Source organism: Pedococcus sp. P5_B7 (assembly GCF_054049895.1).
The window spans coordinates 115,173-140,977 of the sequence record NZ_JBFULM010000006.1 but is presented as its reverse complement, the minus strand read 5'-3'; the positions used below and the strand labels follow the sequence as shown (position 1 = coordinate 140,977).

Genomic DNA, 25,805 nt, shown 5'->3' with positions numbered 1-25,805 from the left:
CCCCCACATTACATAGAGAACCTATGCAATGCACCTCCGGGGTGACCCGGCGCGACTCAGGGCGCGAGGCAGGTGGCGTGGTTGAGCGCGCCGAGCACGGCCTCCCGCCAGCTCAGCTGGACGATCGCACTGCGGCAGGACGCGCCGCCGCACTCGCACTGCCAGCGCCACGTGCCGAAGTTCACCCGCAGCACGTGCGGGTGGTGGTGGGCGATGTCGCCCCTGGTGGTGTGTCGTGTCCCCATGGTTCTGTCCCCCTCGTCCGTGCCGCCCCCCGCGGCACGTCCTGACTCAAGGAGGACGGTGAGGTCGCGCCTGATACGTCCGCGCAGACCCCGACCGGGACTCAGCGCAGCGCGCGAACCGTGTCGATGGTGTCGGCCTCGTCGGCCGTCTTGTCGTCGCGGTAGCGGAGCACCCGCGCGAACCGCAGCGCCATCCCGCCGGGGTAGCGCGACGAGGTCTGGATGCCGTCGAAGGCGATCTCGACGACCTGCTCGGGACGCACCGGCACCACATAGCCGTCGGTGCCGTCGGTCGCGAGCTCGGTGAAGCGCTCGGTCTGCCACTGGAGCATCTCGTCGGTCATGCCCTTGAACGTCTTGCCGAGCATGACGAAGCCGCCGGTCTCCGGGTCGCGCGCACCGAGGTGGATGTTGGAGAGCCAGCCCTTGCGGCGACCGCTGCCCCACTCGATCGCCAGCACCACCAGGTCGAGGGTGTGCCGTGGCTTCACCTTGACCCAGCCGGCGCCGCGGCGACCGGCGGCATAGGGGGCGCTCGGCGACTTCACCACGACGCCCTCGTGACCGTCGCGGACGAGCTGGTCGAAGAACGCCGTCGCCTCAGCCGGGCTGGCCGCGGTGATGCGCGGCACCAGGCTGACCGGTGGGACGAGGGCTGCGAGCCGGTCGAAGCGCTCGGCCGCGGGGAGCTCGAGCAGGTCGTCGCCGTCGAGGTGGAGCAGGTCGAAGAAGTAGGGCGTCACCGGCACGGCAGCCCTGAGCTCGTCGACGTTGGTGCTGCTCATCGTGCGAGAAGCGGTCTGCTGGAAGGGCAGCGGGCGTCCCGCTCCGTCGAGGGCGATGGCCTCACCGTCGACGACGAGCCGGGAGGCCGGCAGCGCCAGGACCGCCTCGACCACCTCGGGCAGCCGGTCCGTGATGTCGTCGAGCGACCGCGTGAACAGGCGCACGTCGGCACCGTCACGGTGGGCCTGCAGCCGGATGCCGTCGAGCTTGCCGTCGACCACCACCCCCTGCGAGGTGTCACCCACCTGCTCCCAGGCTGCCTCGACGTCGGGCGCGGAGGCGGCCAGCATCGGGCGCAATGGCCGTCCGACCTCGAGGTGGATGTCGTCGAGCGCTGTGACACCGCCCGTCAGGGCGGCGACGGCGACGGGCGCGGCATATCCGGCCAGCATGGTGGCACGGCGCACGGCGGCCTCGGGCACGTCGGCTGCCTGCGCGATGGCGGCGAGCATGACGCCGTCCAGGGCACCCTGCCGCACCTGGCCGGTGACCAGCGCCCGGAGGTAGTCCTGCTCCTGCTCGGTCAGCCGACCGAACAGCGCCTGCACCGCGGTGGAACGCGCGGCCCCGGAGCCGCTGCCGGCGATCAGCGCGATCTTGCCCAGCGCTGCGTCGATCTCGCTGACGGTCGCGGTGGCCTCCGCCGCGGGGGTCGGGAGGGTGGCCAGGCCTCGCCAGCTCACCCCGACCCGTCGTTGCGGCAGCACCCCGGACAGGTATGCCGCGACCGTCGCCGCGTCCTCGGGGCCGGCCGCGCGCAACGCGTCCGCCACGGCGGCAGTCTTGGCCAACCGGGACCGGGTGGCGGTGGCTGCCGCCGAGGCGGCGACGACGTGGGCGAAGAGCACGATCCGAACCTAGCCGTGGCGGGTGACAGCGCCGTGGGTCAGCCGGGTGTCAGGCCTTGCCGAGGATGGTCTGCAGGTCGGTCGAGTCGAACCCGTGCGCCTCCGCCACCGGGGCGTAGGTGACCGCACCGTCGTGGGTGTTGAGCCCCAACGCCAAGGGGCGGTTCGCCGCGAGGGCGTCACGCCACCCCTGGTTGGCGAGCTGCACGGCATACGGGAGGGTGACGTTGGTCAGTGCGTAGGTGCTGGTGTGCGGCACCGCGCCGGGCATGTTGGCCACGCAGTAGAACACCGAGTTGTGGACCTGGTAGGTCGGGTCGGCGTGCGTCGTCGGGCGTGAGTCCTCGAAACAGCCGCCCTGGTCGATCGAGATGTCGACGAGCACCGAGCCGGGCTTCATCCGCGAGACCTGCTCGTTGGTCACGAGCTTGGGGGCCTTGGCCCCCGGCACGAGGACGGCGCCGATGACGAGGTCGGCGTCCTCGATGGCCCGCTCGATCTCGTAGGTGTTGGAGGCCACCGTCTGGCAGTGCCCCTGGTAGATCGCGTCGGCGTGGCGCAGCTTGGCGATGTCGCGGTCGAGCAGGAGCACCTCGGCCTGCATCCCGAGCGCGATGGCGGCGGCGTTCATGCCGGAGACGCCGGCGCCGATGACGACGACCTTCGCGGCATACACCCCGCTCACGCCTCCCATGAGGACGCCGCGGCCACCCTGGGCACGCATCAGCGTGTGGGCCCCGACCTGCGGCGCGAGCCGCCCCGCGACCTCGGACATGGGCGCCAGCAACGGCAGTGAGCGGTCGGGCAGCTCGACGGTCTCGTAGGCGATGCCGGTGACCTTGCGCTTGACGAGCTCCTCGGTGAGCGGCTTGTCGGCCGCGAGGTGCAGGTAGGTGAAGAGGGTCTGGCCCGCACGCATCCGGTGGTACTCGGGCTCGATCGGCTCCTTGACCTTGAGGATCAGGTCGCCGGTGCCCCAGACGTCGTCGGCGGTGTCGAGGATCGTGGCGCCCGCAGCCGTGTAGTCGGCGTCGAGGATGGACGACCCGACGCCGGCGTCCTTCTCGATGAAGACCTCGTGGCCGTGGACGACGAGCTCGTGCACGCCCGACGGGGTGATCGCGACGCGGTACTCGTTGTTCTTGACCTCGCGCGGAATGCCGACCTTCATCAAAGCCTCCAGGGGGTTGCAGTGGTCCTCGAACAATGGCGGAGATGCGCCAGCCTGCCAACCTCAGCCTCCCAGACGGCAGGGGCCGATGAGCCGGAAACCTCTCGAAGCGTTTCCCCCTCGCCCGGCCCGACGCGGGCGTAGCCTGACGGGAGTCCGGGGAGCTGTCACCCGGGGCCACCGCGCACGGAGTCATCATGAGCATGACGAGCACGCCCAGCCCGATGATGGAGCGCGCCCACGACGGCTACGTGCACGACATGATGCTGTGGTCGGGACAGCGGTCCTTCGTCGCGGCCGCCGCGGACTTCGTGCGGCAGGGAGTGCTGGCGGGTGAGGCGACCCTGGTGGCTCTTCCCGCCGTGCGTCTCCGGGCGGTGCAGGCCGCGCTCGGGGAGGCCGCCACGCAGGTGCGGTTCGCCGAGATGGAGACGCTCGGGTCCAACCCGGCCTGCATCATCCAGGCCTGGGTGGACTTCGTCGCCGAAGCAGGTGACCGGCCCTCACGCGGGGTGGGTGAGCCGCTCTGGGCGGGTCGCACCGGAGTCGAGGTCACCGAGTGCCAGCTGCACGAGGCGTTGCTCAACGACGCCATCCCGGCGACCGCCCCGCTGTGGCTGCGCTGCCCCTACGAGGTCGACGCCCTGACCGACGAGGTCGTCTCGGAAGCCCTGCACACGCACCCCTGGGTCGCCGGCAGCGATGGCACGGCCCGCACCAATGACTCCTACGGCGGCCACGACCTGGGGGCCGTCGCGTTCGCGTCGCCGCTGCCGGCGGCTCCGTCGGCCACCATCGTGCGGGCCATCACCCCTGAGACGATCAGGGCGGTGCGAGACCTGGCGCTGCACGTGGCGCGGGTCTGCGGCATCGCCGACGACCGCGCCGCCGACCTCGGGTTGGCTCTGCACGAGCTGGGCGTCAACTCCGTCGTGCACGGACGGGGGACGGGCACCCTGAGGCTTTGGAGGACGAGCCAGACGCTGGTCTGCGAAGTCACCGACGACGGGGTCGTCGCTGATCCCCTGGCGGGCCGGCTCGCGCCGGGCACCGAGGAGCCCGACGGCCGCGGACTGTGGATGGTCAACCAGCTGTGCGACCTGGTGCAGCTGCGGTCGTCCGTGGCGGGCACCACGGTGCGGGTGCACACCTGGCTCTAGGAGCGGGGTCCTCGGTCAGGGCGCGATGGTGGACGAGTGCAGCAGCGCACCGATCAGGGCCGAGCGCCAGGGCAACGGGGCCTGGGCGGGGGTCCGGCACGACGCGCTGCCGCAGTCGCACACCCACAGCCAGCCCCGCGCCCCGCGCAGGACGCGCGGGTGGTGGCTGGTGGTGCGGTGGATGGTCTGCGTGCTCACGTCTTCGACGGTAGGAGGCAGACGATTGCGCCGTGGGCGGACGCGCCGGGGGTCAGCCGAGTTCACGACCGGGAATGGCCGAACGGCTGAGGAAGCGCACCGCCCTCAGCGGACGATGAGCGCGACCGCGGCCACCGCCGACGCCAGCAGGACGGACTGGTCGAACCGCTCCTGACTGAGCCGCTGCACCGTCCGGAGCCCCGCCCAGGCCCCGAGCAGGACGAACGGCGCCAGGAGCAGGGTGCGCTGCACGGTGTGGGGACCGAACAGCCCGAGCCCGATGCTGAAGGGCAGCTTGCAGAGGTTCACGCCGAAGAAGAGCAGCGCGCTCGTCCCGAGGAACCGCAGCTTCTCGACCCCCTGCGCCACGAGGTAGAGGGTCGTCACGGGACCCGCCGCGTTGGCCGTCATGGTCGTGAAGCCGGCCGCGATGCCGGTGCCGACCGCGGCCGTGCGGGACCTGCCGACCCGGCCGACGTCGGGCGACCGCCAGCGCAGGGCCAGCTGGAGGGCGGCCAGCACGAGCAGGAGCACCCCGATGGACCGACGCAGGACGGCGTCGTCGACCACGGCGAGGAAGGCCGCGCCGAGGGCGAGTCCCGGGAGCACCGCGGGGATGAGGCGGCGCAACAGACCCCAGTCGGCCTCGCGCCGGTAGTGCCACACGGCCACCACGTCGCCGATCATCAGCAGCAACAGGATCGCCGCGGTCGACTCCCTGGCCGGCATCACGCTCGCGAAGATGGCGACGCTGATGCTCGCGAGACCGCCGATCGCGGTCTTGGCGTACCCGATCAGCAGCGCCGCGACGACGAGCAGCAGGGCCTCGAGCACCCTGCGACCCTAGCCACTGCGAGAAGCGGCCCCCTCAGGTGTTCGGCCCCCATTCCCGGGAACGCTGGTGCGCCCCGGCCCGGGTACGGCACCCTTCCGGGTGAAGCAGCCGACCCCCGGGCTGCGCACGACGAAGGACCCGGTACCGATGACTGCTCGCACCTGGCGCACGCCTGTGGCGCTGAGCGCCGCCGTGGCCGTGGTGGCCGGCCTGACCGGCGCCGTCACCCTGGCCACGCCACAGGCCGCGGACGCGGCGACGTGTCGGGCCACGCCGACCCTGCTGTCGCGCACGCCTACCGTGACCAAGCTCGCCGGTGGCGCGACGGCCCGCATCTGGGACACCGGGCCGACCCCGAGCAACCCGCAGGCGTCGACGCGGATCGTGGCCGTCACCGTGCCGGCCTCCACTGCGGCGAACCCGCGCGTTCGCGGAGCGTCGACCCTCAACACCTCACGCATCCCGTCGGCGTACTTCCTCGAGGCACCGACCTCGGTGGTGATGGTCAACGGCGGCGTGTTCAACCCGACCGTCGGAGCCATGCCCGACCTGCCGCAGATGACCTCCGGCTGGCTCCGCAAGGCACGGTCCACGCACGACCCCGCGATCGTGACCGCCAAGGACGGGCGCTCCGCCCCGTCGCGGCTGTGGATCACGGGCACCGTCACCGCCTCCGGACATGGCTACAGGGCAGTGACCGGGCTCAACTGGCAGAGCCTGTCGGGCAGCGGCATCAACGCCTACACGCCGTCGTGGGGCAAGGCCCGTCGTCCTTATGGCACTGCCGACGTCGTCGTGGCGGGAGGCAAGGTCGTGGCGGTCCGCACCGGCACCACGCGCGGGCAGGCCGCCGCCTCCGGGCAGACCATCCTGACGGCCACCGGCACGGCCGGGAGCTGGCTGGCCACCTTCCGGATCGGCACGAGCGTGTCCATCAGCTACCACGCCTCCACCGACGCCCCGTTCCCGGTCTACGAGGCCGTCGGGCGCGGAGCCCGGTTCCTGAACCGGGGCGTCAAGGACGGCGGCGCCTGCACCAGCCGCGACGAGCTGCTGCGGCCGCGCACCGCCATCGGGTGGACCAAGAGCGGTGACCTGCTCTTCGTCACCGTCTCCGGCCGAGCCACCGTCGACGGGGTGCGCTACGGCGGCGCCACCATCCACCAGATGGCCGACTACCTGGCCACGCTGGGATCCTGGGATGCGACGAACCTCGACGGTGGTGGCTCGACGACCATGGTGGCGCGCACGGCCACTGGCCCGGTGATCCGACTGGACCGGGCCGGCACCGAGTGGCAACGGGCCGTCCCCAACGTCTTCTCCGCCGGCTGACCCGCCCACGCAGAAGGACCCCGACACGGTGGGTGTCGGGGTCCTCGCTGTGGTGTCCGGAGGGGGACTTGAACCCCCACGCCCGATAAAGGGCACTAGCACCTCAAGCTAGCGCGTCTGCCATTCCGCCACCCGGACAAGGTGCTTCGCAGGCCCCTTGGGGAGGGCCTGCTGCGACCCGGAACGATAGCACGCAGGCCACCCCAACTCCCAAACGGCCCAGCCCTCAACGGAACCCGGGAGAACGTCACGGGCACGGCCTACCCGACACGCCTAGTCTGGACGTCATGAGCGAGGTCACCGAGCCCAGCAGCCAGCCCACCAGCCCCGTCGACGAGGTCGTGCGCCTGTGCCGCGACCTGATCCGCATCGACAGCACCAACTACGGCGACGGCAGCGGGCCGGGGGAGCGCGAGGCCGCCGACTACGTCGTGGCCCAGCTGCGCGAGGTCGGGCTGGAACCCACGGTGGTCGAGAGCGACCCCGGCCGCACGAGCGTGGTGGTCCGGGTCGAGGGGGAGGACCGCGAGCGGCCGGCCCTCTGCATCCACGGCCACCTCGACGTCGTGCCCGCCAACGCGGACGACTGGCAGGTCGACCCGCTGTCCGCCGAGCTGCGCGACGACTGCATCTGGGGTCGCGGCGCGGTGGACATGAAGGACATGGACGCGATGATCCTGGCCAACATCCGCGACCTCGCCCGTCGTGGGGCCAAGCCGCCGCGCGACATCGTCTTCGCGTTCTTCGCCGACGAGGAGGCCGGTGGGGTCAAGGGCAGCCACCACGTCGTCGACCACCACCCCGAGCTCTTCGAGGGGGTCACCGAGGCGGTCTCCGAGGTCGGCGGCTACAGCGTCACGATCCCGACCACCGAGGGCCAGACCCGCGCCTACCTCGTGCAGACCGCCGAGAAGGGCATCCTCTGGCTGCGCCTGACCGCCCACGGCCGCGCCGGCCACGGCTCGGTGCCCAACGACGAGAACGCCCTGGTCCGCCTCGCCGAGGCGATCACCCGGGTCAACGAGCACAAGTGGCCGCGCGAGTACATCGCCTCGGTCCGCGAGCTGCTCGACGGGCTGTCCGACCTCACCGGCACGTCCTACTCCGACGAGGACCTCGACGAGCTGCTCGACCACCTCGGCGGCGCCCAGGGGTTCGTCCGCGGGACGCTCCAGGACACCGCGAACTTCACCATGGCGGAGGCCGGCTACAAGCACAACGTCATCCCGCAGAGCGCCTCGGCCTCCCTGGACTGCCGGTTCCTGCCCGGTCACGACGACGAGCTCCTCGACACCATCCGCGAGCTCGCCGGCGAGCACCTCACCGTCGACGTCGTGCACCGCGACATCGCCCTGGACGCGCCGTTCGAGGGTCCGCTGGTGGACGCCATGAAGGCTGCCCTCCTGGCCGAGGACCCTGGCGCCGAGGTGCTGCCCTACTGCCTGTCCGGAGGCACCGACAACAAGGCCCTGAGCAAGCTCGGCATCACGGGCTACGGGTTCGCCCCGCTGCAGCTCCCGGCCGACCTCGACTTCGCGCCGATGTTCCACGGCATCGACGAGCGGGTCCCGGTGGCCGCGCTCGAGTTCGGCACGCGCGTCCTCCAGCGCTTCATCGCCACCTGCTGAGCGGTATGCCGCGGGGCTGGCCCCGCGGCATACCGAATCTTTGCCATGCGTGGGCGTAGCCCGCAGGTGGTGCCCGTCGTTTGACCTCATGAGAGTCCACGCGACGGCAGGAGCAGTAGATGGCACACAGGTTCTCGGGCCCCCACCTGGCGCGGCTGGGAGGGGCGGTGGCGGTGGGCGGCCTCGTCTGGTTGTCATCGGCCGGAGCGGCTGGAGCCGCGACGCCGCCCGCCCCGCTCGGTGGTGCGCTGACCACGGTGACGGACCCCGCCACCGCGGCCGTCACCCGGCTGCTCGGTGGCACTGCCGCTCCCGCGTTGCCGAGCCCGCCTCCGGGCCCTCCGGCGCTGCCGTCGGTGCCGGCACCACCCACACTTCCCGGGCTCCCGGGCCAGGACCCGTCGGGCGAAGCGCAGGACGACCCCGGCGCCAGCGCCGAGGTGCGGGCTCCTGCTGACGACGACGTCGCCGCTGTGGACGCGGCGGTGGCGGAGTTCCTCGGCGTCTGTGCCCGCGTCCCCCAGGACGTGCTGCCGGTTCGGGCGACCATCGTGGTCCTCGACCACGACGTCATCGCCGAGCTGGTGGAGGCGGGGGTGCCGCTGCAGCCGCTCGTCGTCCCGTGCCCGAAGGCCGTTGGTGACCCAGCCCCCTCGCAGCAGTCGGCCGTGCCGAGCGCCACGGGCCCGGGCTCTGGAGGCCCGGCCGACCCTCGCTCGGGCCTACCGACGTCGCTGGCCTTCACCGGGACCGAGATCGCGCCGACTCTCGTGGTGGCGGGAGGGTTGATCGCCCTCGGCCTCGCGTTCCTGCGCAAGGCACACCTGCTCGCAGTCGTCCGGTGAGCGCGCGCCGAGGACCGCTGTGGGGCTCGCCCGCACTGACGCCGTCAGTGCGGGCGAGGTGCGCGGATGATCTTGCGGCGCAACCAGGTCCGCTGCTGGCCACCCAGGTAGATGCGGGTGCGGTGCAGCTCCCAGTGGCCGTACTCGGCATGCTCGGTCAACGTCCGCCGGATGTCGGATCGTGAATCGGTTCGGGTGAAGCTCACCACGCGGTACTCGTACTCAACCATCGAGCGCCATTTTGCCCCAGAACCCGATACCGTCGAGCCATGACCGCAGACCCGCGTGGCGCGCTGGCCAACCTCATGACCGCGTTCGAGCGGCACCTCGAGGCGTCGGCCTCCAAGCGGGGCGAGGAAGACCCGACCGTCATCGCGGCCTACGACGACCTGGCCGACGCGTTCGCGTCCTACGACGACGCCCTCCTCCAGGCCTACGGCGAGATGACGCCGCTCGACATCTACGACGGTGACGACGAGGACGACGACGACGATGACTCGGACGACGACTCGGACGACGACTCGGACGACGATGACTCGGACGACGACGACGAGGAGCTCGACGACCACGGCGACGAGGACGGCGACGGCAGCGTCTACTCAGGCCTGGACGACGCGGACTACGACGAGGCCTGAGGGCTCAAACCGACACCTCGTCGAGAGCGGCCACCAGCTCCTCCGGGAGCTCCAGCGACTCGCTCGCCAGTGAGGTCCGCAGCTGCGCGGTGGTGCGCGCCCCGACCACCGGGCTGACGACGCCCGGGCGATCGCGCACCCAGGCCAGGGCCACCTCGGTGGGGCTGACGTCGAGTCCCTTGGCCGCGATGGCCAACGCCTCGACGATGCCCGTGCTGCGGTCGTCGAGGTAGCGGGCGGTGAAGCGGGGGAAGTCGCGTGACGCGGCTCGGGAGTCCGCAGGGATCCCGTTGCGGTACTTGCCGGTCAGGACACCGCGACCCAGCGGAGACCAGGGGAGCAGCCCGAACCCGAGGGCCTGGGCGGCGGCAAGCAGGTCCGGCTCGGCCGTCCGGTTGGTCAGGGAGTACTCGACCTCGTTGGCCACCAACGGGACTCGCGCCTGCTCGAGCAGCGACATGGCCCGGGCGACCTGCCACCCACTGAAGTTCGAGACGCCGACGTAGCGCGCCCGGCCGGTGTTGACGGCCCACTCCAGGGCCGAGAGCGTCTCGGTGAGGGGAGCCTCGTCCGACCAGGTGTGGACCAGCCACAGGTCGACGTGGTCGGTGCCGAGGCGTTCGAGAGACGTGTCGAGCTGGCTCAGCAGGCTGTGGCGTGAGGTGTCGACGACCCGGTGACCCGAGCGCCGAGAGATCCCCGACTTGGTGCAGATGACGAGGTCCTCGCGCGGCACGTCGTCCTCGATCAGCCGGCCGATGATCTCCTCGGAGGTGCCGTCGGAGTAGCCGTGGGCCGTGTCGACCAAGGTGCCCCCCGCGTCGAGGAACGTGCGCAGCTGCTCGCGGGCGCCCTCTTCGTCGGTCGTGCGGCCCCAGGTCATCGTGCCGAGGGCAAGACGGGAGACCGAGAGACCGGAGCTGCCCATTCGTCGCTGACGCATGGTTCCGTACGGTAGTCGGCCCACGCCGGGTTCCTGCGGCGCACCCGCCGCTAACCTCGCTCCCATGGAACTCGGAGTGAACCTCGGCTACTTCGGCATGGGTGTGGACCAGGACAACGTGGCCGTCGCGCAGGAGGCCGACCGCCTCGGGTATGCCGTGGCGTGGGCCGCGGAGGCGTACGGCTCGGACGTGCCCACCGTGCTCTCCTGGATCGGGGCGCTGACCGAGCGGATCGACCTGGGGGCCGCGGTCATGCAGATCCCGGCCCGCACGCCCGCCATGACGGCGATGACCGCCGCGACCCTCGACACCCTGTCGAAGGGTCGCTTCCGGCTGGGGCTCGGCGTCAGTGGTCCGCAGGTGAGCGAGGGGTGGCACGGCGTCCCGTTCGCCGCCCCGTTGGGCCGCACCCGCGAGTACGTCGACATCGTGCGCATGGCGCTGCGCCGCGAGAGCCTCGCGTACGCCGGGCGGCACTTCACGCTGCCGCTGCCCGACGGCCCCGGGAAGGCCCTCAAGCTCACCGTCCACCCGCCGCGCCCCGACCTGCCCATCTACCTCGCGGCCGTCGGCCCGAAGAACCTCGAGCTGGCCGGTGAGGTGGCCGACGGGTGGCACGCGATCTTCTTCAGCCCGGAGCACTCGGGCGACCTCGTGCAGTCGGTGGTGTCGGGCCGACGTCGCGCGGGAAAGGGGACCGAGGAGGACCCGCTCGACGGGTTCGACCTGGCACCGTCGGTGCCGGTCGTCATCGCCGACGACGTGGCGGCGGCCGCTGACGCCATCCGTCCCTACGCAGCCCTCTACATCGGCGGCATGGGCTCCCGCGAGCAGAACTTCTACAACCAGCTGGCCGTGCGGATGGGCTTCGAGGAGGCGGCGGCGCAGGTGCAGGACCTCTTCCTCGCCAGGCAGCACCGGGACGCCGCAGCCGCCGTGCCGTTCGAGTTCATCGACGCCACCTCGCTCATCGGGCCGAGGGACCGGATCCGCGACCGGATGTCGAGGTATGCCGAGGCCGGCACGGGCACGCTCTCGGTCGCGCCGTTCGCCGGAGGGCTCGAGGAGCGGCTGCATGTCGTGCGAACCATGGCCGAGCTGATGGGGGAGACTAGCCTCTGACATTGGCGCCGCACCGCTCCCGGCCACACCCGACCGAACGGAAAGCAGACCGTTGACCCTGAGCTATCTCGACGCCCTGATCCTGGGCATCGTGGAGGGCCTGACCGAGTTCCTCCCGGTCTCCTCCACGGGTCACCTGACCATCACGGAGAAGCTGCTCGGCCTCACGGTCGACGCCCCTGGGGTGACCGCCTACACGGCGGTCATCCAGCTGGGCGCGATCTTCGCCACGCTGCTCTACTTCCGCAAGGACATCGTCCGGCTGCTCGGTGCCTGGTTCGCCGGTCTCGGCAGCGCCCAGGCCCGCACCCACCACGACTACCAGCTCGCCTGGGCGGTCATCGTGGGCTCGATCCCGGTGGGGATCGTGGGCTTCGCGGCCAAGGACCTGATCAGCGGGGGCCTGCGCAGCCTGTGGGTCGTCGCTGCCGCCCTCATCGCCTGGAGCGCCGTCATGTGGCTCGCCGAGAGTCGTCACGCCATGCTGACGACGCGGGGCGAGGAGCGCGGCGAGGGACAGGTGACCCTCATCGACGGGCTCGTCATCGGGCTCGTGCAGTGCGCCTCGCTGGTGCCCGGGGTGTCCCGCTCCGGTGCGACCATCTCGACCGGACTGTTCCGGGGCCTCGACCGGCTGACCGCGACGAGGCTGTCCTTCTTCATGGCGATCCCGGCCCTCACGGCGGCCGGCATCTTCGAGATGCTGAGCGAGACCGACCACCTCAAGCTGCTCGGCGTCGGCCCGATCATCGTCGGGGTCATCGTGTCGTTCATCGTCGCCTACGCGTCGATCGCGTGGCTGCTGAAGTTCGTGAGCAGCAACAAGATCACGGCCTTCGTCTGGTACCGCGTCGCCCTCGGGCTCGTGCTGGTCGTCGTGCTCGCCGCCGGCTGGATGACCGCCACCTAGGTCGGCCGGCCGGCGGTCCTACAGCCAGCCGGACTTGCGGAACGCGCGGTAGAGCCCCAGGCACGCGGCGCCCATGATGCCCACGACGATGAAGTAGCCGTAGTGCCACTTCAGCTCGGGCATGTTCTCGAAGTTCATGCCGTAGATCCCCGCGATCATCGTGGGTACGGCGGCGATGGCGACCCAGGCCGAGATCTTGCGCATGTCGGAGTTCTGCTGGACCGAGATCTGGGCGAGGTGGGCGTTGAGGATGTCGGTGAGCAGCCGGTCGTAGGACTCCACGTGGTCGATCACCGCGAGCAGGTGGTCGGCCACGTCGCGGAAGAGCAGTCGCACCTCCTTCTGTGGCAACGGTGAGCGCGACCCGTCGTGGAGCATCTTGAGTGGCGCGGCCAGGGGGACGGCGGCCCGCCGGAACTCCAGGACCTCGCGCTTGAGCCGGTAGATCGTCGACGAGCTGACCTTGTTGCTGCCCGAGAAGACCGACGCCTCGATGTCCTCGAGGTCCTTCTGGAGCTCGGCGTCGATGGAGACGTAGTTGTCGATGATGCTGTCCATCACCGCGTGGACGACCGCGATGGCGCCGTGACGCAGGCTGGCGACATTGCCCTCGAGCGCCTGGCGCACCCCCGCGAGGGGGTTGGCCTCGCCTCGTCGCACCGTCACGACGAACCGGTCGCCGACGAACAGCATCACCTCACCGGTCTCGACGTCCGAGGTCTCCTCGATGTACCGCAAGGTCTTCATCACGACGAAGATGGTGTTGTCGAACAGCTCGACCTTGGGTCGCTGGTTGCCCTTGACGGCGTCCTCGACCGCGAGCGGGTGGAGCTTGAGCTCGTCGTTGACGAGGTCGAACTCGGCGTCGGTGGGGTTCTTCAGCCCGATCCAGAGGAACCCGTGCGGGTCGTCGCCGCCGCGCAGGTCCTCGAGGGCGTCGCTGAGGTCGCCGCACGGGTGACGCTGGCCTTGGCGGTAGATGGCTTGGTCGACGATCACGGGGCTACTTCACCACGTCCGCGACGGTCCCGCGAGAAGCGCGCCGTAGAGTGCGCACGTGCCCACCGTCCTGCTGGTCCGCCACGGCCACTCGAGCGCCAACGGGGACGGAGTCCTCGCGGGCCGGCTACCCGGCATACACCTCACCGATCGGGGGCGGGAGCAGGCCGCGCAGCTGGCCGAGCGGTTCCGTGACCTCCCTGTCGTGCGCGTGGTGAGCAGCCCCCTGGAACGCTGCCTCGAGACAGCGGGGCCCCTCGCAGCCGCGGCCGGCGTCGAGGTCACGGTCGACGACGACCTGCAGGAGTGCGCCTACGGCGCGTGGACCGGCCGGGCGCTCAAGGACCTGGCCAAGGAGCCGCTCTGGCGGACCGTGCAGGACGACCCCGAGGTCGCGCGGTTCCCCGACGACGACCGGTATGCCGCGGAGAGCCTGCGCGAGATGAGTGACCGGGTCGTCGCTGCCGTCCGGCGTCACGACGCCGAGGTCGGGGCCACGTCGGGGGAGTCCGCGCTGTGGGCGGCGGTCACGCACGGCGACCTGCTCAAGGCCACGCTGGCCGACGCTACCGGGTCGGGTCTGGCCCGCTTCCAGCGCTACACCGCGGACCCCGCCTCGGTGTCGGTCGTGCGCTACGGCAGCCGGCACACCTTCCTCCTGGCCGCCAACGACCTCGCGCCCGACCTCACGCGTTTCCAGCCCCCGGCGGAGACACCGGCGGAGGCCCCGGAGTCGGGCGACGCAACCGTCGGTGGGGGAGCCGGTTAGAGTTTTGCCATGGGGCTCGTCGAGTTTGATCCACCGGACCGGTTCGTCGCCGGGACCGTCGGTCCGCCGGGGCAGCGGACCTTCTTCCTCCAGGCCAGTGAGGGACGCCGCCTGACCAGCGTCTCGCTGGAGAAGCAGCAGGTCTCGGTCCTCGCCGACCGGATCAACGACCTGCTCGACAGCTATGCCGGGGGCGAGGGAGCCGCCCACGCGACCGCCGAGGTGGTCGACAACGCGCCGCTCGACACCCCCATCGAGGACGACTTCCGGGTCACGACCCTGAGCCTGGCCTGGGACGAGGACAGACAGGTGATCATCATCGAGGCCCTCGACCGCGACCCTGACGACCCGGAGGCGGGTGTCGACCCGGAGGTCCTCGCCGAGGAGCCGCGACAGATGCGGGTCGTGCTGCCACCCTCCAGGGCCCGCGCATTCGCGAGGCGGGCCCAGTCCGTCGTGTCCGCGGGGCGACCGCCCTGCCCGTTCTGTGGTGGCCCGCTCGAACCCGAGGGGCACATCTGCCCGCGCTCGAACGGGTACAAGCGCTGACCCAGCCCGCAGGCGGCCCGTCGGTCTCCCTCGACCTCCTGACGCGCGCAGACCTGGTGGTGCTGGGAGCGCTGGCCGACGCCTCGAACCTCGCGCTGCTGGTCCGGCTCGAGGACGACGAGGGACCGCTGGCGATCTACAAGCCGATCCGGGGCGAACGACCGCTCTGGGACTTCCCGGACGGGTCGCTGGCCGCCCGCGAGGTCGCCGCCCACCTGATCAGCTCGACCGGCGGGTGGGACGTCGTGCCCGAGACGGTCCTGCGCGACGGGCCACGAGGTCCGGGCTCGGTGCAGCGCTGGGTGGGTGACCCGGAGACGGCCCCTGAGTACGTGGTCGACCTGGTCACGCCCGACGCGGTGCCGCCGGGCTGGCTGGCCGTGCTGAGCGGAGAGGACGAGCGGGGCCGGCCGGTGGTCGTCGTCCACGAGGACAGCCCGGTGGTCCGCTCCGTCGCCGCGTTCGACGCGGTCATCAACAACTCCGACCGCAAGGGGTCGCACCTGGTCCGCGAAGGCGAGCGCCTCCGCGGCTTCGACCACGGGGTGAGCCTGCACGAGGACCCCAAGCTGCGCACCGTCCTGTGGGGCTTCGCCGGACAGCCGCTCCCGGACGACGACCTCATCCGGATCACCCGGGTGAGAGACGCCCTGGCCGACGGCGGGTCCCCCCTGCGAGCCGACCTCGCCCCGTTGCTCACCCCCGTCGAGGTGACCGCCCTGCAGGCCCGGTGCGTCGCATTGCTCGACGACGCGGCATACCCGGTGCCGTCCGGTGACTGGCCGGCCATCCCGTGGCCGCCGCTCTGAGCCCTCCCCGTAGGCTTCCGCTGTGATCTCCTGGCCCACCCCGTTCCTTCCCGCCGTGCCCGGCACCGGCCACCCCGTGCAGGTCTTCGACTCGGCGACCGGAGCGGTCCGGGCGATCACGCCCGGCCCGACGGCGCGGATGTACGTCTGCGGGATCACGCCCTACGACGCGACCCACCTGGGCCACGCGGCGACGTACGTGACGTTCGACGTCCTGGGGCGCGCGCTGCGCGACGCCGGGCACGACGTGGAGTATGTGCAGAACATCACCGACGTGGACGACCCGCTCCTCGAGCGCGCCACCCGCGACGGCGTCGACTGGGAGGACCTGGCGGCGGAGGAGATCGCCCTCTTCCGCGAGGACATGACCGCCCTGGCCGTCATCCCGCCCGACCACTACGTGGGCGTCGTCGAGAGCATCGAGCCGGTGGGCGCTGCCGTGCGCGCCCTGCTCGAGCGTGGCGCCGCCTACTCGGTCGACACCCCGGACTCCGAGGGCGACGACCTCTACCTCGACATCTCGACCGACGTGGGGTTCGGGGCGGTCTCCAACTGGACCCGCGAGCAGATGCTGGCCGTCTTCGCCGACCGTGGTGGCGACCCCGACCGGGCGGGCAAGCGGGACCGGCTCGACCCCCTGTTGTGGCGGGCCGCCCGCGACGGCGAACCGTCGTGGGCCGTCGAGGGGCTCCCGCAGGGTCGTCCGGGCTGGCACATCGAGTGCACCGCGATCGCGCTGGACCACCTGGGCATGGCCTTCGACGTCCAGGGTGGTGGCACCGACCTGGTCTTCCCGCACCACGAGATGAGCGCCACCCAGGCCGTCGTGCTGACCGACCAGCGACCGTTCGCCCGGACCTACACCCACCAGGCGATGGTGGGCCTGGACGGCGCGAAGATGAGCAAGTCCAAGGGCAACCTGGTCCTGGTCTCCAAGCTGCTGGCCGACGGTGTCGACCCGATGGCGATCCGGCTGGCCCTGCTCGGACAGCACTACCGCACCGAGTGGTCCTGGACCGACGCGGTCCTCGAGCGGGCTCAGGCCCGCCTCGACACCTGGCGCTCGGCGCTGTCGGTCAACTCGGCCCCCGACTCGGCCCAGGTGGTCGAAGCCATCCGCACGCGGGTCGCCGACGACCTCGACACCCCTGGCGCGCTGGCGGCCGTGGACGCCTGGGCGAAGCAGACCCTCACCCGCGGAGGGACGGACGGCACCGCGGCCGGCGTGCTCGCCCGCGCGCTCGACGCCATCCTCGGCGTCCGCGTCTGAAGAGGCACCGTCTGACGGGAGAAACCCGGGTCAGCCGGGCCCTTCCTGGCCTCTGCGACGCAGGTAGCGCTCGAACTCGCGGGCGATGGCGTCACCACTCGCCTCGGGCAGGTCAGCGGTGTCCTGCGCCTCCTCGAGGGACTGGACGTACTCGGCGACCTCGTCGTCGGTGTCGGCGAGCTCGTTGATGCCCCGCTCCCAGGCCTTCGCTCCCTCGGCGAGGTCGCCGTGGGGGATCGTGGCGTCGAGCAGCTCCTCGAGCCGGGAGACCAGCGCGAGGGTCGCCTTGGGGGAGGGGGAGTGTCCCGCGTAGTGGGGGACCGCAGCCCAGCACGAGAGCGACTGCATGCCCGACTGGGTGGCCGCGTCAGCGAGGACGCCGACGATCCCGGTGGGTCCCTCGTAGCGGCTCGGCTCGAGGTCGAACCGGTGGATCACGTCGTCGTCGTCCGAGGTGGCGGTGACCGGGATGGGCCGGGTGTGGGCCACGTCGGCCATCAGGGCGCCGAGCGTGAAGACCGTGCTCGCGCCGACCTCCTGAGCGAACTCCATCAGCTCGATCGTGAAGGCCCGCCAGCGGAACGACGGCTCGATGCCCTGGATGAGCACGACGTCGCGGTCCAGCCCGGCAGAGCGGGCCACCAGGATCCGCGTGGTGCGCCAGTGGATCCGGCGGCGACCGTCCTCGAGGACGACGCGCGGACGGTTCACCTGGAAGTCGTAGTAGTCCTCGGGGTCGAGCGCCGCGATGGCGTCAGCATCCCACACGTCGATGAGGTGGTCGATCACGGCCGTGGCCGCCTCGCCCGCGTCGTTCCAGCCCTCGAAGGCCGCAATCACGACGGGGTTGTTGAGCTCCGGGACGTCTTCGAGTTCGATCACCATCGCTCCCTTCTTGAATGAGACACAGCCTTGAAGAATACGCAGCCGTGAATCCACACAGCCCCTGCAGGCGGCACCGCTGTCCCGCCCAGCCTACGGTCCGCGGTGCGGAGGCATCCGCACGGCTGCGTATAGTCGGGCGCGCCGCCACTCCCGCACCACGAAGGCTCCTCCGCAATGCCGTCTCAGCACCCGCTCGCCAGCGAGCCCTCGACCTCCCGCGCAGCGGACCTGCCTGCGGCGGTCTTCTGGGACATGGATGGCACCCTCGTCGACACCGAGCCGTACTGGATCAACGCCGAGCACGCCATCGTGGAGGAGGCGGGAGGGGTCTGGAACGACGAGTACGCGCACCAGCTCGTCGGCAACGACCTCATGGTCTCGGCCGAGTTCATCCGCGACAACAGCCCCATCACGCTCGAGCCCGTCGAGATCGTCGAGGACCTGCTGCGGCGCGTCATCGCCCAGGTCACCGAGCACGTCCCGTGGCGGCCCGGTGCCATCGAGCTGCTCACCGCCCTCCGCGAGGCCGGCGTGCCGAACGCCCTCGTGACCATGTCGTGGCGGTCGTTGGCCGACAGCGTCCTCGCGGCTCTCCCCGAGGGCACCTTCGCTGCGGTGATCACCGGGGACGAGGTGGAGCACGGCAAGCCGCACCCCGAGCCCTACCTCGCAGCGGCCCGGGCCCTCGGTGTCGAGGTGACCGACTGCATTGCCATCGAGGACTCACCGACGGGGGTCCGGTCCGCCGTCGCCGCAGGCGTGCCCACGCTGGCGGTGCCCCACGTCGTGCCGGTGCCGATCATCGCCGGCGCGGTGCAGGCTCCGAGCTTGCGCGGGCTGACCCCGGCCGACCTCCGCCTTCTCGTCGACAAAGCCCTCCAGCACCGGCGCTGACTCGCCTGGTGCATGGGTTGGCGCCGCTCACTCGTCCGTCGGCGCGACCTGACCCGAGATCGCCGGGTTGAGCGCGATCAGGGCGGCGTCAGGCGGCAGCGGCGGGGGAGTGCCGCCCCAGGCCGGGCAGAACTCGCGGAAGTCGCACCAGTCGCACAGCCGCGAGGTCTTGGGTCGCCAGTCGCCCGTCGTCGCCGCCCGTTCGATCGCGGTCCAGACCGCCTTGAGGTTGCGCTCGAGGCTGAGCAGGTCGTGCTCGTCGGGGGTGTAGCGGACGACCTCGCCGTTGCCGAGGTAGACCAGCTGGAGCAGTCGCGGGATCTCACCGCGCAGCCGCCACAGCACCAAGGCGTAGAACTTCATCTGGAACAGCGCCTTGCCCTCGAACAGCTCACTGGGGGACCGCCCGGTCTTGTAGTCGACGACGCGCATCGCCCCGTCGGCGGCTACGTCGAGGCGGTCGACGTAGCCACGCAGGACCAGCCCGTCGACATCGGTCTCGACATAGAGCTCGCGCTCTGCGGGCTCGAGGCGGGTCGGGTCCTCGAGGGTGAACCAGGTCTCGATCAGGGCCTGCGCGTCACCGAACCAGCCGGCCTCGGTGAGCTTGTCGTCGTCGGCGATCATCGCCGCGAGCTCGGGCTCCTGCTCGACCAGGGCTGCCCACTGGGGGCCCAACAGCGCTTGGGCGGCCGCCGGGGTGCGCTCGTCGGCCGGGAGGTCGAACAACCGCTCCAGCACCGCGTGCACCAGCGTGCCCCGCGCCGCAGCAGGGCTGGGCGGCGAGGGCAGCTTGTCGATGGTGCGGAACCGGTAGAGCAACGGACACTGCTTGAAGTCCGAGGCCCGGCTCGGTGAGAGGGCGGGAACCATGGATCACACGGTATGCCGCGGCGCCGACAACGGTGCCGCGGCGTGCCGTCAGTCCTCGGGCAGGTATCCGAGGTTGGGGGCCAGCCAGCGCTCGGCCTCGGAGAGGGTCCAGCCCTTCCGCTCGGCGTAGTCCTCGATCTGGTCCCGGCCCAGGCGACCCACGACGAAGTACTGGGACTGCGGGTGCGAGAAGTACCACCCGGAGACCGAGGCGCCCGGCCACATGGCCATCGACTCGGTCAGCTCCATCCCGGTGTTCTGCTCGACCTGGAGCAGGTCCCACAGGAGGGCCTTCTCGGTGTGGTCGGGGCAGGCGGGGTAGCCCGGCGCCGGCCGGATGCCGACGTACTTCTCGGCGATCAGGTCGGGGTTCTTGAGGTGCTCGTCGGGGGCGTAGCCCCAGAAGTCGTGCCGCACCCGCTCGTGCATCCGCTCGGCGAACGCCTCGGCCAGCCGGTCGGCCAGGGCCTCGAGGAGGATCGCGTTGTAGTCGTCCATCGCGGCCTTGAACTCGTTGACCTTGTCGTGCGACCCGAGACCGGCGGTGACGGCGAAGGCCCCGACGTGGTCGGAGCGCCCGCTGTCCTTGGGCGCGACGAAGTCGGACATCGCCCGGTTGGGGATGCCCTCCCGGTGCTGCCCCTGCTGCCGGAGCGTGTGCAGGGTCGTGGCCACGGTCTCGCGGGACTCGTCGGTGTAGACCTCGATGTCGTCGCCCACCGAGTTGGCCGGGAAGAGGCCGATGACGCCGTTGGCGCGCAGCCACTTGTGCTCGATGATCTGGTCGAGCATCTTCTGCGCGTCCTGGTAGAGCCGGGTCGCGGCCTCGCCCGTCGCGGGGTTGTTGAGGATGTCCGGGAAGCGACCCTTCATCTCCCAGGCCAGGAAGAACGGGCCCCAGTCGATGTAGTCGCGCAGCTCGGCGATCGGGTAGTCCTTGAAGGTGCGCACGAACTGCGTGACCGTGCGGTTGCGGTCGCTGCCCGACTGACGGCGCAGCAGCTCCTTCTCCTGTGCTGCCACGAGGTGGGGCACCGGCGGGCGGTAGCCGCTCCAGTCGATCGGCGTGGCCAGCTCGCGGGCCTTCTCGATCGACACGAGCGGACGCTCGGTCGTCTTGGCGGCGTGCCGGGCGCGCAGCGAGTCGAAGTCGGCCTTGACCTCGGCCATCAGCTTGGGGCGCAGCTCGTCCGACAGCAGCTGGGCGACCACCGGCACCGAGCGCGAGGCGTCCTTCACCCACACGACCGGGCCGTGGTACTTCTGGTCCACCTTGACGGCGGTGTGGGCCCGTGAGGTGGTGGCACCCCCGATGAGCAGCGGCAGGTCGAAGCCCTGACGCTCCATCTCGGTCGCGAAGTTCACCATCTCGTCGAGGCTCGGGGTGATCAGCCCGGACAGCCCGATGACGTCGGCCTTCTCGGCCCTGGCGGCATCGAGGATCTTCTGGGCCGGCACCATCACGCCGAGGTCGACCACGTCGTAGTTGTTGCACTGGAGGACGACGCCGACGATGTTCTTGCCGATGTCGTGCACGTCGCCCTTGACGGTGGCCATGATGACCTTGCCCTTGGCCCGGTTCTCGGCGACCTCGGCCTCGGTCTTCTCCGCCTCGATGAAGGGGATGAGGTAGGCGACCGCCTTCTTCATGACCCGCGCCGACTTCACCACCTGCGGCAGGAACATCTTGCCCGCGCCGAAGAGGTCGCCCACGACGTTCATGCCGTCCATGAGCGGCCCCTCGATGACCTCGATGGGTCGACCGCCGCGCGCCGAGATCTCCTGGCGGAGCTCCTCGGTGTCGGTCTCGGCGTGCTCGTCGAGGCCCTTGACCAGGGCGTAGGTGATGCGTTCGCCGACCGGCAGGGAGCGCCACTCCTCGGCGATCGCCTCCTGCTTGGTGTCGCCGGTGTTGAACGAGTCGGCGATCTCGAGCAGCCGCTCGGTGGAGTCGGGACGCCGGTTGAGGATGACGTCCTCGATGCGTTCGCGGAGCTCGGGGTCGACCTGGTCGTAGACGACCAGGGCACCGGCGTTGACGATTCCCATGTCCATGCCCGCCTGGATGGCGTGGTAGAGGAACACGGCGTGGATCGCCTCGCGCACGGCGTTGTTGCCGCGGAACGAGAACGACACGTTGGAGACGCCTCCGGAGACGAGCGCACCCGGCAGGTGCTCCTTGATCCACCGGGTCGCGTCGATGAAGTCGGTGCCGTAGGCCGCATGCTCCTCGATGCCCGTCGCCACCGCGAAGATGTTGGGGTCGAAGATGATGTCCTCGGCGGGGAACCCGACCTCCGTGGTGAGGATGTCGTAGGCCCGCTGGCAGATCTCCTTGCGACGCTGGAGCGAGTCGGCCTGGCCGTCCTCGTCGAACGCCATCACGACCACCGCCGCGCCGTACTTGCGGCACAGCCGGGCGTGCTCGATGAACGGCTCGACGCCCTCCTTCATCGAGATGGAGTTGACGATCGACTTGCCCTGGACGCACTTGAGCCCGGCCTCGATGACGTCCCACTTCGAGGAGTCGACCATCAGGGGGACCCGCGAGATGTCGGGCTCGGTCGCGACCAGCTTGACGAAGCGGTCCATCGCGGCGACGCCGTCGATCATCCCCTCGTCCATGTTGATGTCGATGACCTGCGCGCCCGACTCGACCTGCTGCCGCGCGACGTTGAGCGCGGTGCCGTAGTCCTCGGCCTGGATGAGCTTGCGGAACCGCGCCGACCCGGTGATGTTGGTCCGCTCGCCGACGTTGACGAACAACGACTCCTCGGTGACGGTCAGCGGCTCCAGCCCCGACAGGCGCAGGGCGGGCGCGACCTCGGCCGGCACCCGCGGCTTCTGGTCCGAGGCGGCCTTGGCGATCGCCGCGATGTGGTCGGGCGTGGTGCCGCAGCAGCCACCGAGCAGGTTGACCAGCCCGGCCTCGGCGAACTCGCCCACGACGCCCGCCATCGCGTCGGGGGTCTCGTCGTACTCGCCGAACGCGTTGGGCAGGCCGGCGTTGGGGTAGCACGAGACGAAGGTGTCGGCCACGCGGGCCAGCTCCGCGGCATACGGGCGCATCTCGGCGGCGCCGAGGGCGCAGTTGAGGCCCACGGCGAGGGGACGGGCGTGGCGCACCGAGTTCCAGAACGCCTCGGTGACCTGACCCGAGAGGGTGCGTCCCGACGCGTCGGTGATGGTGCCGGAGATGATCACGGGCCAGCGGCGCTCGTGCTCCTCGAACAGGGTCTCGAGGGCGAAGATCGCCGCCTTGGCGTTGAGCGTGTCGAAGATCGTCTCGACGATGAGCAGGTCGCTGCCCCCGTCGACCAGGCCACGCGCCTGCTCGAGGTAGGCCTCGACCAGCTCGTCGAAGGTGACGTTGCGCTTGCCGGGGTCGTTGACGTCGGGCGAGATCGACGCGGTGCGGTTGGTCGGGCCCAGGGCGCCGAGCACCCACCGCGGCCGGTCCGGGGTCTTCTCAGTCATCGCGTCGCAGGCCTGCCGGGCCAGTCGCGCGGACTCGAGGTTGAACTCGTAGGCGAGCGCCTCCATGCCGTAGTCGGCGAGCGAGATCCGCTGGGCGTTGAAGGTGTTGGTCTCGATGAGGTCGGCACCCGCTTCGAGGTATGCCGCGTGGATGCCTCGGATGATCTCCGGCTGGGTGAGGCTCAGCAGGTCGTTGTTGCCCTTGAGGTCACTCTCCCAGTCGGCGAACCGCTCGCCCCGGTAGTCGTCCTCGCCCAGCCCCTCGCGCTGGATCATCGTGCCCATGGCGCCGTCCATCACGAGGATCCGCTCGGTCAGAGCGGTCTTCAGCTGGTCGGTGGCGTCGGGCTGCAGCGCGGGGGAGTCGGACACCGCACAAGTATGGCCTAGTGGCGGCCGGGAGGTCGTGGCCGGTCACGTAGGGTCTGCGCATGACGACGCGGGCTCCCGAGCAACAGCCGGAGGAGTCCGGCCACGGCGTGCGCATCGCCCGCGTCGGCGGGGTGCCCGTCTACCTGGCCCCCAGCTGGTTCCTCATCGCCGCCGTGATCGTCGCGATCGTGGCCACCCCCTACTTCCCGGACAGGGTCGGCACCGGGATCGCCATCGGCGTCACGCAGGCGCTCCTGCTCCTCGTCAGCGTGCTGGTCCACGAGGCCGCCCACGCCGTGACCGCTCGGGTGTTCAAGATGCCGGTGATCCGCATCGTCGCGAACCTGTGGGGTGGCCACACCTCCTTCGAGGCCGCTCGCAGCACCCCCGGGAGGCTGGCGGCGATCGCGGCCGCGGGGCCGGCCTCGAACGCCGTGCTCGCCGTGGTGGCATGGCTGCTCCTCCTCACCACCTCCGGTGACCGCATGAGCACCCTGCTGACGGGTCTGGTCATCATCAACGGCTCGCTCGCGGTGCTGAACTTCCTCCCGGGCATGCCGCTGGACGGCGGACAGGTCGTCGAGAGCCTGGTCTGGAAGGCCACCGGCAACCGCAACAAGGGCTCCGTGGTCGCCGGGTGGTGCGGGAGGGTGCTGACCGTCCTCCTGGTCCTCTGGTTCTTCGTCCGGCCGCTCGCGCAGGGCGAGCAGATCGGTCTCGACTCCATCTGGGTGCTGGTCATCGGATCAGTGCTCTGGAGCGGCGCCACGCAGTCCATCCGCCGGGGCCAGGCACTGTCCCAGTGGGAGGCGCTCCACGTCGCGCAGGTCATGGAGCCGGCCGTCTTCCTCGACCCACGCACTCCTCTGCGCGTCGCCATCGCCCACCCCGACGCCGTCGTCACGACGGACGCGCGCGGCATACCGTGCCTCTTCCTCGCCTCACCCGACGGCGGCACCCCACCCGGTCTGGATCCGGAAGCCCCGCTCAGCTCCGCGGTGGTGCGCATCCCGGACGACAACGTCCTCGAGGTCTCACCCGATGCGAACGCGCTGGCCGTGGTCGAGGTCATGCAGTCGACCGGCCACCAGGACGTGGTCCTGACCTGGCACGGACGGGTCTACGGCATCGCCCACGCCCGGCTGGTCAACGAGGCCGCAGCCCGCAACTAGACTCGCCGGTCATGAGCGACGCCCCCGACCAGAGCCCTGACGACAGCCCTGACGAGGCCCGGGTCACCGCCGTCGGAGCCGACCTGCGCAGGGGACCGTTCGCGGTCGGGGAGCGGGTCCAGCTGACCGATCCCAAGGGGCGCCTGCACACGATCAGCCTCGAGGCCGGGCGCGAGTTCCACACGCACCGTGGGCGGCTCGCCCACGACGACCTCATCGGGGCCCCGGACGGGTCGGTCGTGCGCAACACCGCCGGGGTCGAGTACCTCGCGTTGCGGCCGCTGCTGTCCGACTACGTCATGTCGATGCCGCGGGGGGCGGCCGTGGTCTACCCCAAGGATGCCGGCCAGATCATCACCATGGCCGACGTCTTCCCCGGTGCCCGGGTCGTCGAGGCCGGCGTGGGGTCGGGAGCCCTGTCGATGTCGCTTCTGCGCGCCGTGGGGGAGCACGGCCACGTGCACTCGTTCGAGCGGCGCGAGGACTTCGCCGACATCGCCAAGGGCAACGCCCGCACCTTCTTCGGGCAGGACCACCCGGCGTGGCAGGTCACCGTCGGCGACCTCGTCGAGTCGCTGCCCACGGCGGAGGAGCCGGGGTCGGTCGACCGCGTCGTCCTCGACATGCTGGCCCCCTGGGAGTGCCTCGACGTCGTGGCCGACGCCCTCGCCCCCGGCGGCGTCATCATCTGTTACGTCGCCACCGCCACCCAGCTGTCGCGGGTGGCCGAGGCCCTGCGCGACCACGGTGGCTACACCGAGCCGGAGGCCTGGGAGTCGATGGTGCGGGGCTGGCACCTGGAGGGCCTCGCCGTCCGGCCGCAGCACCGCATGCACGGCCACACCGGGTTCCTCATCACCAGCCGCCGGCTGGCTCCCGGCGTCACCCCGCCGCTGCGCAAGCGCCGCCCGGCGAAGGGGTCCACCGACGAGGAGGGCGCCCTCGAGAGCGGCCTGGCCTTCGGGGCCGAGAGCGACTTCACCGCCGAGGAGATGGGGGAGCGCGTCCCATCAGACAAGAAGATCCGTCGGCTTCGCCGTTCTGTGACGCAAACCTCCCCGTCAGCGGAGTAGATCG

The 25,805-nt window shown here is 71.0% G+C and carries 25 protein-coding genes and 1 tRNA gene; 14 read left to right on the top strand and 12 right to left on the bottom strand.

The window, feature by feature from the left end:
- Positions 1 to 56: 56 nt before the first annotated feature.
- The 3 genes from ACXJKD_RS14515 to ald all read right to left on the bottom strand — a co-directional run bounded on the left by ACXJKD_RS14515 (position 57) and on the right by ald (position 3,050).
- Positions 57 to 245 carry a hypothetical protein gene (locus tag ACXJKD_RS14515; protein ID WP_457255322.1) on the bottom strand — a complete coding sequence of 63 codons (189 nt, stop codon included), beginning with the start codon at positions 243 to 245 and terminating at the stop codon, positions 57 to 59.
- Between the two features lie 101 nt (positions 246 to 346).
- On the bottom strand, positions 347 to 1,879 hold the full coding sequence (locus ACXJKD_RS14510; protein WP_457255321.1) for an ATP-dependent DNA ligase: 1,533 nt from the start codon (positions 1,877 to 1,879) through the stop codon (positions 347 to 349).
- A 49-nt stretch (positions 1,880 to 1,928) separates the two neighbouring features.
- Positions 1,929 to 3,050: an alanine dehydrogenase gene (gene ald / locus ACXJKD_RS14505; RefSeq protein ID WP_457255320.1), complete on the bottom strand. Its 1,122-nt coding sequence runs from the start codon at positions 3,048 to 3,050 to the stop codon at positions 1,929 to 1,931.
- Positions 3,051 to 3,247: 197 nt separating this feature from the next.
- Between ald and ACXJKD_RS14500 the strand changes: the two genes are divergently transcribed.
- Complete coding sequence (locus tag ACXJKD_RS14500) at positions 3,248 to 4,210, top strand: anti-sigma factor RsbA family regulatory protein (RefSeq protein WP_457255319.1); 963 nt, start codon at positions 3,248 to 3,250, stop codon at positions 4,208 to 4,210.
- Between the two features lie 15 nt (positions 4,211 to 4,225).
- Here the strand turns inward: ACXJKD_RS14500 and ACXJKD_RS14495 are convergent, their stop codons facing one another.
- Both ACXJKD_RS14495 and ACXJKD_RS14490 read right to left on the bottom strand, forming a co-directional pair.
- The gene (locus tag ACXJKD_RS14495) at positions 4,226 to 4,408 is read right to left on the bottom strand and encodes a hypothetical protein (RefSeq protein WP_056921044.1); all 183 of its coding nucleotides are present in this window, start codon (positions 4,406 to 4,408) and stop codon (positions 4,226 to 4,228) included.
- A gap of 105 nt (positions 4,409 to 4,513) precedes the next feature.
- Positions 4,514 to 5,242: a sulfite exporter TauE/SafE family protein gene (locus ACXJKD_RS14490; protein ID WP_457255318.1), complete on the bottom strand. Its 729-nt coding sequence runs from the start codon at positions 5,240 to 5,242 to the stop codon at positions 4,514 to 4,516.
- A 148-nt stretch (positions 5,243 to 5,390) separates the two neighbouring features.
- Here ACXJKD_RS14490 and ACXJKD_RS14485 point away from each other — a divergent pair, with 148 nt between their 5' ends.
- Positions 5,391 to 6,575 carry a phosphodiester glycosidase family protein gene (locus ACXJKD_RS14485; RefSeq protein ID WP_457255317.1) on the top strand — a complete coding sequence of 395 codons (1,185 nt, stop codon included), beginning with the start codon at positions 5,391 to 5,393 and terminating at the stop codon, positions 6,573 to 6,575.
- 50 nt (positions 6,576 to 6,625) lie between these two features.
- On the opposite strand, the gene ACXJKD_RS14480 is transcribed toward ACXJKD_RS14485, so the two are convergent.
- Positions 6,626 to 6,713: transfer RNA gene (locus ACXJKD_RS14480), tRNA-Leu, on the bottom strand.
- A 149-nt stretch (positions 6,714 to 6,862) separates the two neighbouring features.
- On the opposite strand from ACXJKD_RS14480, the gene ACXJKD_RS14475 reads away from it, so the two are divergent.
- Both ACXJKD_RS14475 and ACXJKD_RS14470 read left to right on the top strand, forming a co-directional pair.
- On the top strand, positions 6,863 to 8,203 hold the full coding sequence (locus tag ACXJKD_RS14475; RefSeq protein WP_457255316.1) for a M20/M25/M40 family metallo-hydrolase: 1,341 nt from the start codon (positions 6,863 to 6,865) through the stop codon (positions 8,201 to 8,203).
- Between the two features lie 119 nt (positions 8,204 to 8,322).
- Positions 8,323 to 9,048 carry a hypothetical protein gene (locus tag ACXJKD_RS14470; RefSeq protein ID WP_457255315.1) on the top strand — a complete coding sequence of 242 codons (726 nt, stop codon included), beginning with the start codon at positions 8,323 to 8,325 and terminating at the stop codon, positions 9,046 to 9,048.
- Positions 9,049 to 9,092: 44 nt separating this feature from the next.
- On the opposite strand, the gene ACXJKD_RS14465 is transcribed toward ACXJKD_RS14470, so the two are convergent.
- Positions 9,093 to 9,278: a DUF5703 family protein gene (locus tag ACXJKD_RS14465; protein ID WP_057377450.1), complete on the bottom strand. Its 186-nt coding sequence runs from the start codon at positions 9,276 to 9,278 to the stop codon at positions 9,093 to 9,095.
- 39 nt (positions 9,279 to 9,317) lie between these two features.
- Between ACXJKD_RS14465 and ACXJKD_RS14460 the strand changes: the two genes are divergently transcribed.
- Entirely contained in the window at positions 9,318 to 9,683 is a 366-nt protein-coding gene (locus ACXJKD_RS14460) for a primosomal protein (protein WP_457255314.1), read from the top strand.
- A gap of 4 nt (positions 9,684 to 9,687) precedes the next feature.
- Here the strand turns inward: ACXJKD_RS14460 and ACXJKD_RS14455 are convergent, their stop codons facing one another.
- Positions 9,688 to 10,626 (bottom strand): aldo/keto reductase, encoded by a 939-nt coding sequence (locus ACXJKD_RS14455; protein WP_457255313.1) that lies wholly within the window; start codon positions 10,624 to 10,626, stop codon positions 9,688 to 9,690.
- A gap of 64 nt (positions 10,627 to 10,690) precedes the next feature.
- Here ACXJKD_RS14455 and ACXJKD_RS14450 point away from each other — a divergent pair, with 64 nt between their 5' ends.
- Both ACXJKD_RS14450 and ACXJKD_RS14445 read left to right on the top strand, forming a co-directional pair.
- Positions 10,691 to 11,749, top strand: a complete 1,059-nt coding sequence (locus tag ACXJKD_RS14450) for an LLM class F420-dependent oxidoreductase (protein ID WP_457255312.1) — start codon at positions 10,691 to 10,693, stop codon at positions 11,747 to 11,749.
- A 52-nt stretch (positions 11,750 to 11,801) separates the two neighbouring features.
- The gene (locus ACXJKD_RS14445; protein WP_457255311.1) at positions 11,802 to 12,659 is read left to right on the top strand and encodes an undecaprenyl-diphosphate phosphatase; all 858 of its coding nucleotides are present in this window, start codon (positions 11,802 to 11,804) and stop codon (positions 12,657 to 12,659) included.
- A gap of 18 nt (positions 12,660 to 12,677) precedes the next feature.
- Here ACXJKD_RS14445 and corA read toward each other — a convergent pair whose 3' ends face one another.
- The gene (gene corA / locus ACXJKD_RS14440; RefSeq protein WP_457255310.1) at positions 12,678 to 13,658 is read right to left on the bottom strand and encodes a magnesium/cobalt transporter CorA; all 981 of its coding nucleotides are present in this window, start codon (positions 13,656 to 13,658) and stop codon (positions 12,678 to 12,680) included.
- Positions 13,659 to 13,716: 58 nt separating this feature from the next.
- Here corA and ACXJKD_RS14435 point away from each other — a divergent pair, with 58 nt between their 5' ends.
- Genes ACXJKD_RS14435 through mshC form a run of 4 tightly spaced genes read left to right on the top strand, consistent with a single transcriptional unit; the run spans position 13,717 to position 17,055 of the window.
- On the top strand, positions 13,717 to 14,427 hold the full coding sequence (locus ACXJKD_RS14435; RefSeq protein WP_457255309.1) for an MSMEG_4193 family putative phosphomutase: 711 nt from the start codon (positions 13,717 to 13,719) through the stop codon (positions 14,425 to 14,427).
- A 9-nt stretch (positions 14,428 to 14,436) separates the two neighbouring features.
- Positions 14,437 to 14,976: a DUF3090 domain-containing protein gene (locus ACXJKD_RS14430; protein ID WP_457255308.1), complete on the top strand. Its 540-nt coding sequence runs from the start codon at positions 14,437 to 14,439 to the stop codon at positions 14,974 to 14,976.
- Positions 14,913 to 15,785, top strand: coding sequence for an SCO1664 family protein (locus tag ACXJKD_RS14425; protein ID WP_457255602.1), 873 nt, complete (start codon positions 14,913 to 14,915; stop codon positions 15,783 to 15,785). The genes ACXJKD_RS14430 and ACXJKD_RS14425 overlap by 64 nt, the downstream gene beginning before the upstream one ends.
- A 22-nt stretch (positions 15,786 to 15,807) precedes the next feature.
- Positions 15,808 to 17,055, top strand: coding sequence for a cysteine--1-D-myo-inosityl 2-amino-2-deoxy-alpha-D-glucopyranoside ligase (gene mshC / locus ACXJKD_RS14420; protein WP_457255307.1), 1,248 nt, complete (start codon positions 15,808 to 15,810; stop codon positions 17,053 to 17,055).
- A gap of 30 nt (positions 17,056 to 17,085) precedes the next feature.
- Here mshC and ACXJKD_RS14415 read toward each other — a convergent pair whose 3' ends face one another.
- Positions 17,086 to 17,937, bottom strand: a complete 852-nt coding sequence (locus tag ACXJKD_RS14415) for a PAC2 family protein (protein WP_457255601.1) — start codon at positions 17,935 to 17,937, stop codon at positions 17,086 to 17,088.
- Positions 17,938 to 18,114: 177 nt separating this feature from the next.
- Between ACXJKD_RS14415 and ACXJKD_RS14410 the strand changes: the two genes are divergently transcribed.
- Positions 18,115 to 18,834: an HAD family hydrolase gene (locus tag ACXJKD_RS14410; RefSeq protein ID WP_457255306.1), complete on the top strand. Its 720-nt coding sequence runs from the start codon at positions 18,115 to 18,117 to the stop codon at positions 18,832 to 18,834.
- Positions 18,835 to 18,861: 27 nt separating this feature from the next.
- On the opposite strand, the gene ACXJKD_RS14405 is transcribed toward ACXJKD_RS14410, so the two are convergent.
- Positions 18,862 to 19,707: a RecB family exonuclease gene (locus ACXJKD_RS14405; protein WP_457255305.1), complete on the bottom strand. Its 846-nt coding sequence runs from the start codon at positions 19,705 to 19,707 to the stop codon at positions 18,862 to 18,864.
- Positions 19,708 to 19,755: 48 nt separating this feature from the next.
- A complete protein-coding gene (gene metH / locus ACXJKD_RS14400; protein ID WP_457255600.1) occupies positions 19,756 to 23,481 on the bottom strand; it encodes a methionine synthase in 3,726 nt (1,241 codons plus the stop codon).
- 134 nt (positions 23,482 to 23,615) lie between these two features.
- On the opposite strand from metH, the gene ACXJKD_RS14395 reads away from it, so the two are divergent.
- Positions 23,616 to 24,728, top strand: coding sequence for a site-2 protease family protein (locus tag ACXJKD_RS14395; RefSeq protein ID WP_457255304.1), 1,113 nt, complete (start codon positions 23,616 to 23,618; stop codon positions 24,726 to 24,728).
- Between the two features lie 11 nt (positions 24,729 to 24,739).
- On the top strand, positions 24,740 to 25,801 hold the full coding sequence (locus ACXJKD_RS14390; protein WP_457255303.1) for a tRNA (adenine-N1)-methyltransferase: 1,062 nt from the start codon (positions 24,740 to 24,742) through the stop codon (positions 25,799 to 25,801).
- The last annotated feature ends 4 nt before the right edge of the window (positions 25,802 to 25,805 follow it).

Coding starts and splice junctions, on each gene's coding strand:
- ACXJKD_RS14470 (WP_457255315.1), top strand. CDS start 8,323: ATGGCACACAGGTTCTCGGGCCCCCACCTGGCGCGGCTGGGAGGGGCG.
- ACXJKD_RS14395 (WP_457255304.1), top strand. CDS start 23,616: ATGACGACGCGGGCTCCCGAGCAACAGCCGGAGGAGTCCGGCCACGGC.
- ACXJKD_RS14515 (WP_457255322.1), bottom strand. CDS start 245: ATGGGGACACGACACACCACCAGGGGCGACATCGCCCACCACCACCCG.
- ACXJKD_RS14460 (WP_457255314.1), top strand. CDS start 9,318: ATGACCGCAGACCCGCGTGGCGCGCTGGCCAACCTCATGACCGCGTTC.
- ACXJKD_RS14430 (WP_457255308.1), top strand. CDS start 14,437: ATGGGGCTCGTCGAGTTTGATCCACCGGACCGGTTCGTCGCCGGGACC.
- ACXJKD_RS14450 (WP_457255312.1), top strand. CDS start 10,691: ATGGAACTCGGAGTGAACCTCGGCTACTTCGGCATGGGTGTGGACCAG.
- ACXJKD_RS14465 (WP_057377450.1), bottom strand. CDS start 9,278: ATGGTTGAGTACGAGTACCGCGTGGTGAGCTTCACCCGAACCGATTCA.
- ACXJKD_RS14475 (WP_457255316.1), top strand. CDS start 6,863: ATGAGCGAGGTCACCGAGCCCAGCAGCCAGCCCACCAGCCCCGTCGAC.
- ACXJKD_RS14410 (WP_457255306.1), top strand. CDS start 18,115: ATGCCGTCTCAGCACCCGCTCGCCAGCGAGCCCTCGACCTCCCGCGCA.
- ACXJKD_RS14455 (WP_457255313.1), bottom strand. CDS start 10,626: ATGCGTCAGCGACGAATGGGCAGCTCCGGTCTCTCGGTCTCCCGTCTT.
- ACXJKD_RS14485 (WP_457255317.1), top strand. CDS start 5,391: ATGACTGCTCGCACCTGGCGCACGCCTGTGGCGCTGAGCGCCGCCGTG.
- ACXJKD_RS14390 (WP_457255303.1), top strand. CDS start 24,740: ATGAGCGACGCCCCCGACCAGAGCCCTGACGACAGCCCTGACGAGGCC.
- metH (WP_457255600.1), bottom strand. CDS start 23,481: ATGGACGGCGCCATGGGCACGATGATCCAGCGCGAGGGGCTGGGCGAG.
- ald (WP_457255320.1), bottom strand. CDS start 3,050: ATGAAGGTCGGCATTCCGCGCGAGGTCAAGAACAACGAGTACCGCGTC.
- ACXJKD_RS14500 (WP_457255319.1), top strand. CDS start 3,248: ATGAGCATGACGAGCACGCCCAGCCCGATGATGGAGCGCGCCCACGAC.
- ACXJKD_RS14405 (WP_457255305.1), bottom strand. CDS start 19,707: ATGGTTCCCGCCCTCTCACCGAGCCGGGCCTCGGACTTCAAGCAGTGT.